The following is a 16,024-nucleotide window of genomic DNA, read 5'->3' as shown; positions in this document are numbered from 1 at the left end:
GTGTAGCTCCACGCACCAGCCGCCGGAGGACGCATGGATCCGATCCGTGTTCCGCCCGAGATGTTCCGTTTCACCGACGGCAGCAGATCCGGGCTCCCCCTGGCGATCCTGCACGCCTTCGGCGAGGCGAACGAGCGGCTGGAGACGGCGCTCGGGATCGACGACGTCCGCACGAGACTGCGCGAGGTCGGCTGGCTGGAGACGCTGGCGGACGAAGACCTCGTCAAAGCGCTGGACCAGCTCAAGGCCCAGGGCCACCTCGACGTCGTCCAGAGTCACGCGGGCGACTACCGGACGGCGTCGGAGTACGAGCGCCGCAATCTCCAGTACTCGCTGAGCCGGCAGGGCGAAGCGGCGTACGCGGGGATTGTCCGCGCGAACGAGGTGCTCAACGCGTCCGGGGCGCTCCAGACGGCGACGCTCGAAGCGCTGGGTGAGCGGCTCGGCGAGCTCGTGAAGCAGCTCGAAGACGGCACGGACCGGCGCGTGTTCAGCACGCTCACCGAAGTCGAGAGCCACCTCGAAGCGTTCCGCGACAACACCAAGCGCTTCAACGGCGACCTCCAGCGCCTCCTGCACGCCGAAGCCGACCTCGCGACGTTCCACGAGGTCAAGGCGGCGACGGTCACGTATCTGCAGGAGTTCCTGAACGACCTGGAACATCACACGCATACGATCGCCACCCGGATCAAGGAGATCGACGACCACGGCGTCGAGCGGGTGCACCGGCGGGCGCTCAACGGAGCGACCCTTCGCACGCCTGATCAGCGCTGGATCGACGTCCGCAAGGCGCGCTGGGACGCCCTTCGCGCGTGGTTCCTGCCCGAAGACGGGGCGACGCCGCGGGTCGAGGACCTTCATCGCCTCGCGCGCCGCGCGATCATCACGCTTCTCCAGGTCCTGGACCGGATCACCGAATCACGGCGGCGCGCGAGCAGCGCGGTCGCCGATTTCCGCGAGCTGGCACGGTGGTTCACCGTCGTCCCCGCGCAGGAGGACCTGCATCGCCTGTGGTCCACGATGTTCGGGCTGAGTTCCGCGCGGCACGCGCACCTCGCCCACGCGGACCCGGAAGTGGTCAGCACGACGGCGTCGTGGCTCGACGCGCCGCCGGTCGAGGTGTCGGAACTGCTTCGCTCCGCGGGCCGCACCGAGCGGTTCACCAGGACCGGCCGGATCCGCGACGTCAGCGCGCTCAGAGCCGCGAGAGCGGAAAAGGCCCTGCAGGAACGCGCCGAGCTCGAAGCGGCGTGGAACATGCTCGACACCGGCGGTGTTGTGCGGCTTTCGGCGTTCGAGAAGCTCGACCACAGCGTTTTCGAGCGGCTGCTCGACCTCATGGGGCAAGCGCTGGGCAGCGCCGTCGGCGCGGACGGCACCCGGCGGAGCACGACGTCGGACGGCCAGATCGAGATCGTCCTGCGGCCGCCGCGGAACGGCGCGGTCGCCCGCCTGACCACCACGAGCGGTGTCTTCCGGGGCCCCGACTTCGAAATCGAGATCAGTACGGCCGGAGGCGGTGCGTGAGCCTCACCAACCAACTGGTCATCGCGGAGCGCGAAGAGGTCGCGCGCGGGATCCGGGCCCTGCTGGCCACCCCGCTGATCGGCGAACGCGGCGCCCCCGAGACCTTCGACCTCATCCGCCGCCGCCGCGAGCCCATCCGGCAGTGGTTCGACTACTACTGCGGCTGGACGCTCACCGTCGAGCCACGGCTCGGCTACGCGCGGCTGGTCAAGGTCCGCGCGGCCACCGATCCCACGCGCCCGGCGCGGCGGCTGCGGTCCGGGCGTGCCGCGTTCGACCGCCGTCGCTACGTCCTGCTGTGCGTGGTGGCCGCCGAACTGCTGACCGTGCCGGTGACCACCATCGGCCTGCTCGCCGGCCGCGTCGCGCAGGCGAGCGCCGCCGACGACCTCGTCACCACCTTCGACGTCGCCACCAGGGCGGAGCGTCTCGCGTTCGTGGACGTCCTCAAGCTCCTGGAGTCCTACGGCGTCCTCGAAGCCGCCGACGGCGACCCGGAGTCCTTTGTGGACGATCCGGCGGCGAAGGTGCTCTTCCGGGTGGACGCGACCCTGTTGCTGCGGCTGCTCGCCGCGCCGGTCGGTCCGTCCCAGCTGGCCGTGCCCGCCGACGACGTCGCGCTGCGGTTCGAGGAACTGCTGGAGGCGGTGTCGCACGAGCAGCGCTACGGCCTCTCGTCGGGCCGCCACGAGGACACGCCGAGCGCGTCGGACGTCCAGCGGAACCTGTGGCTGCGGCACACGGTCTTCCGCCGTCTCGTCGACGACCCGGTGCTGTACTTCGCCGAACTGACCGCGGAAGAGCGCGCGTACCTCGGCACGCCGACCGGGCGCCAGCTGCTGCGGCGAGCCGCGGAGCAGGGCGGTTTCGTCCTCGAAGAACGCGCGGAGGGCGTGCTGCTCGTCGACGTCGACGGGCTGGCCACCGACGAGCGGTTCCCGGACGACGGCAGCAACGCGAAGGTCGCCGCGCTCCTGCTACTCGACGCGCTGGATGAACCGCGGACCACCGATTACCTGCAGAAGGCCACCGCCAAACTGCTGAAACGCTTCCCGCGCTGGGCCAAGACGTACCGGGGCAGGGACGGTGTGCGGCGGCTGACCGTCGACGCGCTCGCCGTGCTGACCGGCTTCGGCCTGATCCGCGTCGAAGCCGAACTCGTCCGGCCGCTCCCGGCCGCCGCGAGGTACACCGACCGCACCGAGGAGGCGCCGTGACCGTGACGAGGTGGATCCCCTCCCGTGCGGGCATTCTCAACATCTGGCGCTACTACGACGAGATCTTCGAGTTCCACGACGGGCGCCTGCTGCTGCGCGGCCCCAACGGGAGCGGGAAGTCGAAGGCGCTGGAGCTGCTGCTGCCGTTCCTGTTCGACGCGAGCCTGCGCGCGAACCGGCTGTCGACCTTCGGCACCAGTGAACGCAGCATGCACTGGAACCTGATGGGCGAAGGCGCTTCCGGCGCCACGCGCGTCGGGTACGTCTGGCTCGAATTCGGCATGGCCGGCGAGAAGTGGTTCACCTGCGGCGCGCGGCTGCAGGCCAGCACGCACACCAGCACGGTGCACGCCGACTTCTTCACCACCGATCTGCGCGTGGGCGACGGCTTGCCGCTGGTCAACGAGGCCGGCCAGCCGCTGACCAAGAACGCGCTGGAGGAAGCCCTCGGCGAGCACGGGACCGTGCACGACGGCGCGGCCGAGTACCGTGCGGCGATCCGCGCGAAACTGTTCCCCACCTTGAGCGAACAGCGCTACGACGCGCTGATCACCGCGCTGCTCCAGCTGCGGATGCCCAAACTCTCGCAGCGGCTCGACCCGAGCCTGCTGTCCAATCTGCTGTCCCGCGCGCTTCCGCCGCTGGGGCAGCAGGAGATCGCGGATCTCGCCGAGGGTTTCGAGCGGCTCGACGCGCAACGCGAACGGCTGGGCTCGCTGGAGACCGAGGTCGACGCGACCCGCGCGCTCGCCGCGCGGCAGAAGACCTACGCCCAGCGTGTGCTGCGGGCGGGCGCCGCGAACCTCATCACCGCGACCACCGAACTCGACGAACTCGCTGCGGCCGCCCGCCGTTCGGCCGAGGAGTACGACGAGGTCGCCGCGAAGAAGGAAGCCGCCGAGGAACTGGCGGCGAAGCTCGAAAAGGACGTCGAGGAGACCGAAGCCCGCCTGTCCGGGCTGACCGAATCCGAGTCGTACCGCAAGGGCCAGGAGCTCGACAAGCTGCGGCAGCGGGCCTTGTCCACGCGCGAAAAGGCCGAGGCGCTGCGTACGGACGCGGATCGGTTCCGTGCCGAGGCGGACGCCGACGAGGAGCGCTCGCGGGCGGCGAAGCAGGTCGCGAAACGACAGGCCGACCTCGTGCGTTCGCTGGAGACCGAGGTCCGTGCCGCCGCGACCCGCGCGAACCTGGCCGGGGTGCACGACGAACTCGTCGCCGGGCTGAACGAACCGGCCCGCCTCCGTCCGTTGCTGCAGGCCGCCGTGCGCGGTAAGCGCGACCAGGTCGAGACGCTCGGCCGGGCACTGGACAAGCATGAACGCGCGGTCGGCCGGCGTCATCAAGCCGAGGCGGATCTCGACCGCGCGCGGTCGGATTTCTCGGCCGCGCAGGAACGAGTGGACCTCACGACGGCGACGCGGGAACTCGCGCTGAGCGATCTGCGCACCCGGCTCGCCGAATGGGCGATCGGCTGCCGCGAGCTGCGGTTCCCCGACGTCGAGGCGGTCGTCCGGGACGCCGAGGCGGAGGTCGCGCTGCTGGGCAGGCTCGGCGTCGTCGCCGAGACCGTGCTCGAGGACATCATCCGGCAGGAGGCGGCGACCGGTGCCGCGCTGGCCGCCGCGCGCGCCGAGCACGACGAACTGCTCGTCGAGGCCGGCGTGCTCGAAACGGAGGACGTCCTCGCGCCCGAGCCGCCGCGCACCCGCACGACGGACCGCACCGAAATGAGCGGCGCGCCGCTGTGGCGGCTGGTCGATTTCGCGGGCTCCGTCCCGGAAAGCGCCCAGGCGGGGATCGAGGCCGCGCTCGAAGGCGCCGGTCTGCTGGACGCCTGGGTGAACTCCCACGGCGTCGTCGACGGACACGACGTGCTCGCCGAAACCGGGACGCTGCCGGTGGCCACCGGCCGTTCCCTCGCCGACGTCCTCGTGCCGGAACTCGACGCGGAGCTTTCCCCGGCGAAGATCCGCCGCATCCTGGAAGTGATCGCCTTCGACGACACGCTCCCCGCCGGACCCGCCGCGATCGGCGCCGACGGCGGCTGGCGGATGGGCGGCCTGTCGGGCAGCTGGACGAAGGACGCTCCGGCGTACATCGGCGCGTCCGCCCGCCTTCGCGCGCGGGAACGCCGGATCGCCGGACTGCGGGACAAGATCTCTCTCCGCGAGAAGACCATCGCCGAGCTGGAGGGTGAGCTGGCCGCACTGCGCGGCAGGCGCGAGCTGACCAAGATCGAACGCGCCGCCCGCCCCAGCCACGAAGATCTCCTTGCCGCGACAGGAGAACTGACCGCGGCCGAGGCCGAGCTGACCGCCGCCGACGCCGCCGTCCGGCATCTGGAGTCCGCTGTCTCCGCGCTGGAGATCGAGGCCAAGACCGCGCTGCACGAGCTGACCGCCCAGGCTTCGGAGAGCGGGCTGCCGACCGAACGCGCGCCGCTGGCCGCGCTCGCCACGGCCCTGCGCACCTACTCCGACCAGGGTGAGAACTGGTTGTACGAGCACGGGAACCTGCTCACCGCGAACCAGCGGGCCGAGCTGTGCGCCGAACAGGCGAACCGGTCGGAGACGAACGCGGCCCGGCGTGAGGACGAGGCTGCCGAGGCGGAGGCCGAACGCGTCAAGCTCACGGCGATGCTCGAAGCGATCGAAGGCACCGCGGGCAGCGGCCAGCGCGAGGTGCTCGCGGAAATCGACGGGCTGCGCACGAAACTGCGGGAACTCTCGGGCGAACTCCGTGCCGCGAACGCCGACGCCAAGGAGCTCGCGGTGTCGCTGGGCGCGCTCGGCGTCCGCCGCACGACCGACGCCCGGGTCCGCGAGGACGCCGCCAAGAAGCAGGACGCGGCGGCGCTCCGGTTCCGGAAGCTCGCGACCGGCGTCTTCCCCGCCGACGGCGGGATCGAGGACCTGCCGAAGTTCCAGGCCACCCTGTCCGCCTCCGAAGGGGTGCGCTCGGCGCTCGAAACGGCCCGGCTGGTCGCCGCGGCGTGGCCGTCGGTGCCGCACGCGCCGAGCAACCTCGGCGAGGCGCTGCACCGGCTCTCCGAAGCCGTGCACACCTGCCGGAACACGCTCAGTTCGCGGGCGGAACTCGATCTGGAGACCGACGAGGACGTCCAGATCTTCACCGCCGTCGTCGACGGGCTGCGGGTCGGCGCGGCCGAACTGCTGAAGATCCTTTACGCGGAGGCGGAACAGAGCAGGCACGAGATCACCGACCGGGAAAGCGACCTGTTCGACAAGACGCTGACCGGCGACACCCGCCGCCATCTCGCGGCCCGCATCCGGCAGGCCAACGACCTCGTCGACGGGATGAACGCGCGGCTGGAACGCGTGCGGACCGCGTCGAGGGTGGCCGTCCGGCTGGTGTGGCAGGTCTCGCCGGATCTACCGCCGGGCACCAAGACCGCGCGGGATCTGCTGCTGAAGGATCCGGACCAGCTGACCGCCGAAGATCGTGTGTCCCTGCACAAGTTCTTCCGTGAGCGGGTCGAGCAGGCGAAGGCGGACGACACGGCGACCAGCTGGGAACAGCAGCTCGCGCAGGTCTTCGACTACACGTCCTGGCACCGGTTCGTGGTCAAGGTGGACCGCGCGAACGGGGCGGGCTGGCAGTTGCTGACCAAGAAACTGCACGGCGCGCTTTCCGGCGGGGAGAAGGCGATCGCGCTGCATCTGCCGCTGTTCGCCGCCGTCGCCGCGCACTACCAGGCCGCGCCCGAGGCGCCGAGGGTGATCCTGCTCGACGAGGTGTTCGTCGGCGTCGACACGACCAACCGGGGGCAGGTGTTCGGCCTGCTGTCCGAACTCGACCTCGACCTGATGCTGACGTCGGACCACGAATGGTGCACCTACGCCGAACTCGGCGGCGTCGGGATCCACCAGCTCATCACCGGCGGCGACGGCGACGACGCGGTCACCACGGCGCGGTTCACCTGGAACGGTCACGACCTCCTGCCCGCCGGGCATTAGCCTGAGCGGCCCCAAAGCCGGGCGCAGCGGGGTTCTTTCCGCCGTTCTTCCTTGTGCGGCGCGGGACCGCTCGCTACGTTCCTGCCGGTGGCTGTGCGGATCCAGGTGCTGGGCTCGCTGCGCGTATGGCTGGGCGGGACGGAAATCGATTTGGGCCCACCGGGTCGCCGTGCCGTCCTGGGGTTGCTGGTGCTCGCCGGCGGCGAGGCGATGTCCAAGCAGGAACTGGTCGACGCGCTGTGGGGCGGACGGCCGCCGCGCAGCGCGGTGAACGTCCTCCAGACGCACGTCAAACACCTGCGGCGGCTGCTGGAACCCGGCCGTCCGGCGCGGTCCGGGAGTGAGATCCTGCCGCATGCCGGCGGTGGCTACGCGGTGCGCTGGGACGCCGTCGAGATCGACCTGCCCCACGTCCGCGGGCTCGTCGCCGAGGCGAACGACGCCCTGCGCGACGGCGAGACCGGCCGTGCCGTGGCACTGTTCGGCGAGGCCCTGCGCTGGTGGCGGGGCAGACCGCTGGCCGATATCCCTTCACTCGCAACGCATCCGAAGGTCTTAGCGTTGCAGGCGGAACGTCGTGCGCTGCTCGCCCGCTACGGCGACGCGATGCTCGCGATCGGCGCCGCCGGCGAGGTGCTCGCCGAACTGGCCGAAGCCGCCGCGGATCAACCGCTCGACGAGCCCGCCCAGGCCCGGTTGATCCGCGCGTATCACGGCGCGGGTCAGCGGGCGACGGCTTTCCGGCTCTACCAGGAGGTTCGCGAGCGGCTCATCGAGGAGCTGGGCGTCGAACCCGGTCCGGAACTTGCCGCGGCGCACGTCGCGCTCCTCGAAGACGGGGAACCGCTCCCGGCGCCGCTTTCCACCGCACGCGTCCCGCGGCAGCTGCCCGCCGAACCGTCCGGATTCACCGGCCGGGCGGCCGAACTGTCCATTTTGGACCAACTGGTGCCCCGCGCCGGAAGCACCGGCGGCGCGGTGGCGCTCGTGGCCGTCACCGGGCCGGCTGGGGCCGGGAAGACGGCGCTCGCCGTGCACTGGGGCCACCGCGTGAAGGACCGGTTTCCCGACGGGCAGTTCTACGCGAACCTGCGCGGCCATTCCGCCGGCGCGCCCTCGACGGCGCTCGAAGTGCTCTCCCGGTTCCTGGCCGCGCTGGACGTCCCCGCCGAACGACTGCCCGCGGACACGGAGACCGCGTCCGCGCTGTACCGGACACTGATGACCGACCGGAAAGCGTTGGTGGTGCTGGACAACGCCGTCGACGTCGATCAGGTCCGGCCGCTGCTGCCCGCCGGGCCGGGATGCCTGGTGCTGGTCACCGCCAGGGACCGGATGGCCGGGCTGGTCGCCCTCCACGGCGCCCGGCGGCTCACGCTGGGCATGCTCGAACCCGGTGAGGCGCTGGACCTGCTCGCGCGGGTGCTCGGCCCCGAATGGGTCCGGGCCGAGCACGAAGCGGCCGCCGAGGTGGCCGGGCTGTGCGCGTACCTGCCGCTGGCGCTGAGGATCGCCGCGGCCAACCTCGCCGAGGGTGGCGTCGAGGACTACGTCATCGAGCTGCGCAAGGGCAATCTGCTCGCCGCGCTGACCGTGCCGGGCGACGAGCAGATCGCCGTCCGGACCGCCTTCGACCTGTCCTACGCGGCGCTGCCCGCCGAAACGCGTCGGCTGTTCCGGCTGCTGAGCCTGGTGCCGGGCAACGACATCGGCGTCGAGGCGGTCGAGATCCTGACCGGCGCGGAGCGGGCGGGCCCGATGCTGGACACGCTCGCGAGCGCGCATCTCGTCGAACAGCACGCGCCCGGCCGCTACCACTTCCACGACCTGCTTCGCCGCTACGCCACCGATCGCCTGCGGGAATCCCCGGCGGAGACCGGATCCGCCCGGCGCCGACTGCACGAGTGGTATCTGCGGGGAGCCGACCAAGCGGCGAAAATCGTTTACCCGCACATGTTCCGCATGCCGCTTTCGGTGCCGGACGGGCCGGTTCCCGCCGCGGCCAAGGAGAACGCGGCGGAGTGGCTGGAGACCGAACTGGGCAACCTCGTCGCCGTCGTCGAGGACGCGGCGCTGGCTGGGCCGCGTCCGGTGGCCTGGCTGCTGGCCGACGCGTTACGCGGCTATTTCTGGATGTCGTCGCGCCAGGTGGAGTGGCGGGCGGCCGCCGGGGCCGCGCTGTCGGCCGCCGAAGAGGACGGCGATCTCCGCGCCCGCGTGTCCGCCCGGTTCAGCTTGGCGGACCTGGGTTTCCGCCAAGGCCGGTACCGGGAGGCCGTCCGGCACCACACCGGCGCGCTCGTGCTCGCCCGACGGGCCGGATGGGTGGAGGCGCAGGCCGCGGTGCTGGGAAACCTCGGTTGCGTCTATTGGCAGTCGGGACGGCTCCCGGCCGCCGCGGTGCGGTTCTCCCGGGGTCTGGAGCTGAGCAGACGCGCCGGAAGCCACGCCGGGGAAGCCGTCGCGCTCGGGAATCTGGGGCTCGTCCACTGGGAGATGGGGGATCTTGCCGGGGCGGCCGGGCACTACGTCCGGGCGCTGCGCCGGTATCGCGGGATCGGCTCGCGCTACGGGGAGGCGATCAACCTGTCCAACCTCGGGCAGGCGCAGCATGCCCGCGGCCGGGTCAGCGAGGCGGCCGGCCTGCTCGCCAAGGCCCTCGCGCTGCACCGAGAGGCCGGGAACCGTGCCGGGGAAGCGGAAACCCTCGGCAGGCTCGCCTCGGTGTACTGCGATCTCGGCCGTCTCACCGACGCGCTCGACCACGCGCGCGAAGGACTGCGGCTCGCACGGGCGACCGGTGAGCCGCGGGGTGAGGGCGAGGCGCTCGTCGCGCTCGCGAGCGTGCATCAGCGCGTGGGGCACCGGCAGGACGCCGTCCGCCGGTACCGGCAGGCGCTGGCCCTGCTGCGGGAGAGCGGCGACCGGTACCCCGAGATCGACGCGCTCATCGGGCTCGCCACCGCGACCGGTGACCTCGGACAGGCCCGCCGGGCGCTCGCACTCGCCGAGCGGGCGGGCTATCGCGCGTTGCGGGATCGGGCCGCGGCCACGATCGAAGCGATCCTGCGGGCTTAAGCCGCGATGTCGCTGCTGGTGTCATACGCGCCCGTCGGGTGGAAGTCGACGACGACCCACGGGTTGACGCCGTGTTCCTTGCCCGCGCCGTCCTGGCAGGAGAACTCGCTCATGTCGAACGCGCTCCACGCCTCGCTGTCCGGTGTTTTCGTCACCGACTCCTCGATCCGGCCGGCCCAGCGACAGGCCGGACTGTGCACCCGCGCCGTCACCGCCGGCTCGGCCCAGCGGATCGTCCCGCCGTCCGCGCACCACGAAAGGTCGAACGTGTAGGTCCATCTGCCCGGGTCTTCGAGCACCACCGGCTTGATGACCTTGACGCCGGAAGCGCATTCCGGAGTTGCTTCAGCGGGCGCGGTGATCGTGAAACCGGAGCAAAGGATCATCGAGCAGGCAAGGACATTCTTGACTCTCATCGTTCCACTGTTCCGCCGGTCCTTCGCGCCCGCAAGCCGCCGGACGCCGGATCCAACCGACGTCCAATGCCCGTCCAGTGCCGCCGAATAGCTTGTGCTCGCACAGTTTCCGCTGAGGGGAGTACGGATGAGGGCACGACTCAAGAAGGTCATGACCGCGGTGGCCGTCACAGCGATGCTGGTCGTCGGGACCGCGACCGCCGCCTCGGCGCAGCCTGCCGGGCTGCGGGCGTTCGCGATCTCGTCGGACGGCAAGCTGATGGCCACCTACTGGACCGCCCAGCCCCAGGTCCTCGACTGGGTGCGGCTCGTACAGGGACTCACCTGCGGGGAGACGCGGCTGATCGGGATCGATTTCCGGGTACAGAACGGTTTGCTGTACGGCGTTGGCGAGAAAGGCTGTATCTACACGATCAAGTTCCCGCCCGCGGCCCCCGACGTCGTCGTCACGAAGGTCTCACAACTGAGCGTTCCGTTGTACGGCACGAACTTCGGCGTCGACTTCAACCCGGCCGCCGACCGGCTGCGGGTGATCAGTGACTACGGCCAGAACCTGCGGCACAACCTCGCCGACCACGTCACGGTCGAGGACACCATTCTCACCACACCGCCGGCGGGCGGGCCGACCAGAGGCGTCACGGCCGCCGCCTACACCAACAACGACCTCAATCCCGACACCGCGACCACGCTGTTCGACATCGGCACGGTGACCGACCAGGTGCTCGTTCAGGCGCCAGCCAACGCCGGGTTCCTCAGCCCGACCGGCGCGCTCGGCGTCGACACCGGGCCGATCGCGGGTTTCGACATCTACAGCGACCTGACCAATGGCAAGACGACCTCGGTGAGCGCGTTCGCCGTACTCAACCCGGCCGCCGGGCCGTCGACGTTCCATTCGGTCGATCTGCTGACCGGCGCGGCGACGAAGATCGGCGACTTTCCTTTGCCTGTCGGGGATATCGCTGTCGAACTCGATACGAACTGAGCGGGGAACGCCGCTGTTTCGGTGTCCGGTCCTTGGCCGGGCACCGGGCAGTGGTGTTCATGTTGCAGGACACGATCGGCACGTCCAGGACGGCACCCAAGGCGATGTGGGCGGCTTATCGCGCACGGCGTGGCCATCGCGGACCTTCACGATCATCTCGTCCAGCCACTTCAGACATAAGGTGATCAATAAGACCGGCGTCAACCACGTTCCCGGCAGTTCTCCACCGAATCCTCATTACCGAAAATCGGCGATCCCACCCCGTGTCGTGAGGCCGGAAACTGTCGGTGGCCGGTCGTATGGTCGTGGGGTGGACACACATTCCGCGCCTGTGGCGCTACTCGAAAACCTCACCGGCCCCGAGGTGCTGGCAGCGGTGAACGCTTCCGTCATTTCGTTGGACGACAAGGATTCCGTCGCTGTCGCGCAGGCGGCGTCGGCCGGGATCGCACGGCTGGAAGCGGTCCGGTTCCGGGCACTGGCGCAGCTGAACCGGCATCGCGAGGGAGCGCGGAGCGTCACGCAGGAGGTCGCCTTCGCGCTGTCGCTTGTGGACAGTCATGCCGGTGCGATGGTCGCCGCGGCCGACGCGCTGACCACTCGTCTGCCTCGCACGCTATCCCTGATGGACCAGGGCGAAGTGAGCGGTTTCGGCGCGATGAAGGTCGCCGCGGCCACCGCGTGGCTGTCGGACGAGGACGCCCGCACCGTCGATGCGCTCCTGGAGGAGCGGTTACCGGGCAGGAACCCTGACCAGATCCGGAAAGCGGCGAACCACGCGGCGACCACCGTCGACCGGGAGGGCGCCGAAGCACGGGCCGAACGGCATCGCGAAGGCCGTCGCCTGACCTTGAGGCAAGGCGAAACGGGAGTGGCGTCCATCGAGGTCGAAGACGGTCCGGTCGAGAAAGTCACCGCCGCCTATCGGCGCATCGATCGGGAAGCACGGGCGCTCAAGACAGGGGAGGAGACTCGCACTCTGGAGCAGCTACGCGCCGACGTCGCGCTGGACCTCCTGCTCGGCGGCCAAGGCGGCACCGGCGAACGCACCGAAGTGTTCCTGTACATGGACCTGTTCACCTATCTCGGCCTCAACAACCACCCGGCAGAGATGGCCGGACACGGCACTGTCCCCGCGGCGCTGGCCCGGCACATCGCCACCGGCCCGAACACCGTGCTGCGCCGCATCATCACGGACCCGCTCTCCGGCCAGGTCCTCGACCTCGGCCGGGACCGCTACCGCCCCAGCGCGGGCCTCGGCGAGTTTGTCCGGGTCCGGGACCGCGAATGCCGAAGACCCGGCTGTCACCGTCCAGCCCAGGCCTGCGACATCGACCATTCAGTGCCCTGGCAACACGGTGGCCACACCAACGCCGACGAACTGATCGACCTCTGCCGACGAGACCACCGCCTCAAAGACGAACCCGGCTGGACCTACCACGTCGCCGCCGACGGCACCCTCACCATCACCACCCCCACCGGACAGAGCTACGACAGCTCACCCCCGCCGCTTCACCTACCCCGCCCAAGGACACCGCTCGCCGACGAACCGCCACCGTTCTAGGCGGCGGTGCCGGAAAACGGCGACGCCATGAGGACGAGTCGTAGGGTTACCGCCGTACCGTTGGAAAGCGGCGGGGCTGATCGTTGGCCAGGTGCCGAACCGCAGTCTCCCGGCCTTGCCGAAAAACGGCAACAGCACGACTACGCGACGGCGGGCTACAGACACCGCGCGTCGCCGTACCCCGTCACGTAGCCGAAAACCGGCAACAACCCACCCACACCACGGCAAGCTCTCCAGACACCGTGCACCCCCAGTCGCCAAGAAACGGCAACAACCTACCCACCCGACAGCGATTCCCCCAGATACCCCGCGGCCACAGCGATCCACCAGCCAAGAACCACACGGCCCATCGCAAAAAGCCGCCCGGCGGGAATCCACCCACGGTCTGAGCCCGAAGACCGGACCGTGATCCGATCCGCGCCACCGCCACGCGCGGCAGGCTCACGAGGTATGGAAACCGACTACGTCTTCCCCGGCCGCCGCGTCGCCGCGGTCTCGATGGTCCTCGGCCCGGTCCTGTTGCTCACCGGAACGCTGCTCCGGTCACCCTTCGACTTCTTCTTCCCGAGCCAGCTCAGGGCGATGAGCGAGCAGCCCGCGCTGATGACAGCCGCGTACACGTGTTTCCTGGCTGGCAACGTCCTGCTGTGGCCCGCGATCGTCGCGCTCGCCACGAGGATCGGCCGCACGAAACCCGCGCTGGCCGCCTGGGGCGGCCTGTTCGTCCTCTTTGGACTCTTCGAGCGGACCTTCCACGCGGGGATCGACCAGGCGGCACTGGGACTCGCCGAACGCCACGGCGCCGGGTTCGCCGAGAGCGTGGTCAGCGAGTCGTATCAGGACCTGCATCTGTTCAGTTTTCTGTCGTTCACGATCATGTTCGGCTGGTACGTGCTCGCTTTCGCCGCTTATCGGGCGAAAGTGCTTGGCGTCGCCGGGTCGATCGGGATGGCGACGATGGGACTTCTGCCGCTCGGTGTTCTGAAAGGTACCGAATTCGTGTCGATCATCGGCACCGCCGGACTTTGTGTCGCGTTGGTTCCGGCCGGTATCCGGGCATTACTGGAGATTCCTAAACCGAGCCGCCGGACGATGGTGCTCACGACGATCGCCGTTCCGGTCCTCGGCGCGCTCGCCTTCGTGAGCGCGCTGGGCTGAGGTCAGGCCAGCCGCGCGGACGTTTTCCCTTTTCTGTCACCGGATTCGTGTTCGCGCCCCGCCGGGAGACAGCTCATCAGCAGTACGACACCGACCGCACCGAGAAGCATGTGCCCGGCGAGGATGCACAGCCCACAGAATCCGATCCACAATGAGATCTTCATTCTCAGAGGGTAGTGCCGTTTCCGGGAGCGGGGCCAGAACTTGGGAAAGACTTAAGGTCTCCTTTGGGCAAAGGGTCTGTCCGGAGTACGCGCGTAATACACCACCAGTGACACCGTCGCGGCGAGGAAGACCACCTGCATCAGGCTCCGCGGCACCAGTTCGTCCATCGTCGAAGTCACCGGCCCGTGCAGCGCCTTGTACACGTTCGCCGGGAACATCCCCAGCAACAACAGCGTCAGCCCGGCGGACGCCCACGGCGCCGTCCGCGACCACAGCACGCCCGCGGCGCCCGCGAGTTCGAGGACACCGGTGACGGTCACCAGTAGCCCGGGCGCTGGCAGCGCGGGCGGCACCATCGCGATGAGTTCCTCGCGCATGCCGATGAAATGCGCGAGACCGGTGGTGACGAACAGTGCCGCGACGCCGCCGCGCACCGCGACAGGCCAGGGCTTGAACCGCTGGACGCCGAAGACGCCCAGCAGGAACAACGTCGCCGTGACGGCGATCAACATCAGAACGGGCGCGAGACCGGGATCCATGACCATGCCTTCCGACCAAGTGAATCTTTCCACTGACAAGATGCGCTGTTGCGGGCCATCTTGTCAATGACTAGATTCATCGGCATGAGTCCGTACCACCACGGCGACCTCCGCCGGGCCGTGCTCGACGCCGCCGTCGCGGCCATCACCGAACACGGCCCGGCGGGGATCAGCCTCCGCGACCTCGCCCGGCGCGCGGGGGTCTCGCACGCCGGGCCGGTGCACCATTTCGGTGACAAGGCCGGGGTGCTGACCGCGCTGGCGGCCGAAGGGTTCGACCTGCTCGCGGACGCGCTCGCGGCCGAGGGCGATCGGGATTTCGTCGAGGTCGGGGTGGCGTACGTGCGCTTCGCGATCGAGCATCGCGCGCATTTCGAGGTGATGTTCCGCCCCGAACTCCACCGCGAGGACGACGCGGCGCTCACCGCCGCCCGTGACCGCGCCGGAGCCCTGCTGACCAGCGGCGCGGCATCGGTCAGCGACGACGCGATGGCGGGCGTCGCCGCGTGGTCGTTGATGCACGGTTTCGCGAACCTGTGGCTCACCGGCGCGCTGCGCGCCGAGCTTCAGGAGGATCCGGACACCGCCGCCCGCGCGATCGCCCGAATCCTGTTCCCGTGATCAGACCTGCGCCGTGGGCATCACGGTGACCTGCTGCAGGTTCACCCGCGCCGGTAGCGAGGTCAGGAACGCCACGGTCTCGGCGATGTCCTCGGGCTTCAGCCAGGTCAGCGACTCCCGCACGCCGTCCAGCCACCGCAGAGCGCCGGCGTCGGTGACATGACCCTGCAGTTCGGTCTCGACCAGGCCCGGCTCGATCGCCGCGACCCGCACGCCCTTCGGCCCGAGGTCGGCGCGAAGGTTCTTCGACAGGTGCGTCACGTAAGCCTTCGAGGCGACGTACACGGCGAAGGACGGGAAGACGGCCTGCGCGCCGATGGACGAGGTGTTCACCAGGTCCGCGACGCCCTTCTCGTCCGCCGAAGCGACGAGATGCGGGACGAACGCCCCGATCGCGTTCATCAGGCCCGTCATGTTGACGTCGATCATGCGCTGCCAGTCCTCGGTGGCGAGTTCGTCGATCGGCGCGGCCAGCATCACGCCGGCGTTGTTGAACAGGAGGTCCGCGCGGCCCAGTTTCGCTTCGACCTCGGCCGCCGCGGCCCGCATCGCCGCGGCGTCGGCGACGTCGACGGCGAGCACGAGCGCGGTACCGCCGTCGCGCTCGATCTCCTTGGCCAGCGTTTCCAGCCGGTCCGCCCGGCGGGCGATCAGCGCGACCGAAGCACCGGAGGTGGCGAGCCGCCGAGCGGCCGCTTCGCCGATCCCGCTGGACGCTCCGGTGACGACGGCGACCCTGTTCGCGTGCGAGTTCGTCATTTCTGTTTCTCCTAAGTG

At 70.0% G+C, this 16,024-nt stretch carries 12 protein-coding genes; 8 read left to right on the top strand and 4 right to left on the bottom strand.

The genetic code is table 11. The annotated features are described in order from the left end of the window. Nucleotides 1-33 precede the first annotated feature (33 nt). From ACXIZN_RS38505 to ACXIZN_RS38490, 4 genes are all read left to right on the top strand, one after another. Nucleotides 34-1,527, top strand: coding sequence for a TIGR02677 family protein (locus ACXIZN_RS38505; RefSeq protein ID WP_457959714.1), 1,494 nt, complete (start codon nucleotides 34-36; stop codon nucleotides 1,525-1,527). Continuing rightward, nucleotides 1,524-2,744: a TIGR02678 family protein gene (locus tag ACXIZN_RS38500; RefSeq protein WP_457959713.1), complete on the top strand. Its 1,221-nt coding sequence runs from the start codon at nucleotides 1,524-1,526 to the stop codon at nucleotides 2,742-2,744. The genes ACXIZN_RS38505 and ACXIZN_RS38500 overlap by 4 nt, the downstream gene beginning before the upstream one ends. Beyond that, nucleotides 2,741-6,724 (top strand): TIGR02680 family protein, encoded by a 3,984-nt coding sequence (locus tag ACXIZN_RS38495; protein ID WP_457959712.1) that lies wholly within the window; start codon nucleotides 2,741-2,743, stop codon nucleotides 6,722-6,724. The genes ACXIZN_RS38500 and ACXIZN_RS38495 overlap by 4 nt, the downstream gene beginning before the upstream one ends. Nucleotides 6,725-6,811: 87 nt before the next feature. Continuing rightward, the gene (locus tag ACXIZN_RS38490) at nucleotides 6,812-9,802 is read left to right on the top strand and encodes an AfsR/SARP family transcriptional regulator (RefSeq protein WP_457959711.1); all 2,991 of its coding nucleotides are present in this window, start codon (nucleotides 6,812-6,814) and stop codon (nucleotides 9,800-9,802) included. On the opposite strand, the gene ACXIZN_RS38485 is transcribed toward ACXIZN_RS38490, so the two are convergent. Continuing rightward, a complete protein-coding gene (locus tag ACXIZN_RS38485; protein WP_457959710.1) occupies nucleotides 9,799-10,218 on the bottom strand; it encodes a hypothetical protein in 420 nt (139 codons plus the stop codon). The genes ACXIZN_RS38490 and ACXIZN_RS38485 overlap by 4 nt on opposite strands. A gap of 127 nt (nucleotides 10,219-10,345) precedes the next feature. Between ACXIZN_RS38485 and ACXIZN_RS38480 the strand changes: the two genes are divergently transcribed. From ACXIZN_RS38480 to ACXIZN_RS38470, 3 genes are all read left to right on the top strand, one after another. After that, nucleotides 10,346-11,200 carry a DUF4394 domain-containing protein gene (locus ACXIZN_RS38480; protein WP_457959709.1) on the top strand — a complete coding sequence of 285 codons (855 nt, stop codon included), beginning with the start codon at nucleotides 10,346-10,348 and terminating at the stop codon, nucleotides 11,198-11,200. A 331-nt stretch (nucleotides 11,201-11,531) separates the two neighbouring features. Then, a complete protein-coding gene (locus tag ACXIZN_RS38475; RefSeq protein WP_457960705.1) occupies nucleotides 11,532-12,764 on the top strand; it encodes a DUF222 domain-containing protein in 1,233 nt (410 codons plus the stop codon). A 450-nt stretch (nucleotides 12,765-13,214) separates the two neighbouring features. After that, nucleotides 13,215-13,922 (top strand): hypothetical protein, encoded by a 708-nt coding sequence (locus ACXIZN_RS38470; RefSeq protein ID WP_457959708.1) that lies wholly within the window; start codon nucleotides 13,215-13,217, stop codon nucleotides 13,920-13,922. A gap of 2 nt (nucleotides 13,923-13,924) precedes the next feature. Here ACXIZN_RS38470 and ACXIZN_RS38465 read toward each other — a convergent pair whose 3' ends face one another. Next, complete coding sequence (locus tag ACXIZN_RS38465; RefSeq protein ID WP_257484144.1) at nucleotides 13,925-14,086, bottom strand: hypothetical protein; 162 nt, start codon at nucleotides 14,084-14,086, stop codon at nucleotides 13,925-13,927. Between the two features lie 51 nt (nucleotides 14,087-14,137). Further along, complete coding sequence (locus tag ACXIZN_RS38460; protein ID WP_126730698.1) at nucleotides 14,138-14,632, bottom strand: DoxX family protein; 495 nt, start codon at nucleotides 14,630-14,632, stop codon at nucleotides 14,138-14,140. Between the two features lie 78 nt (nucleotides 14,633-14,710). Here ACXIZN_RS38460 and ACXIZN_RS38455 point away from each other — a divergent pair, with 78 nt between their 5' ends. Beyond that, nucleotides 14,711-15,247, top strand: a complete 537-nt coding sequence (locus ACXIZN_RS38455; protein WP_457959707.1) for a TetR/AcrR family transcriptional regulator — start codon at nucleotides 14,711-14,713, stop codon at nucleotides 15,245-15,247. Here ACXIZN_RS38455 and ACXIZN_RS38450 read toward each other — a convergent pair whose 3' ends face one another. Continuing rightward, a complete protein-coding gene (locus ACXIZN_RS38450) occupies nucleotides 15,248-16,006 on the bottom strand; it encodes an SDR family oxidoreductase (protein WP_457959706.1) in 759 nt (252 codons plus the stop codon). Nucleotides 16,007-16,024 lie beyond the last annotated feature (18 nt).

The sequence above is a fragment of the Amycolatopsis sp. TRM77291 genome (assembly GCF_054166285.1).
The sequence above is the reverse complement of the archived record's forward strand: the minus strand, read 5'-3'. Positions and strand labels throughout refer to the sequence as shown.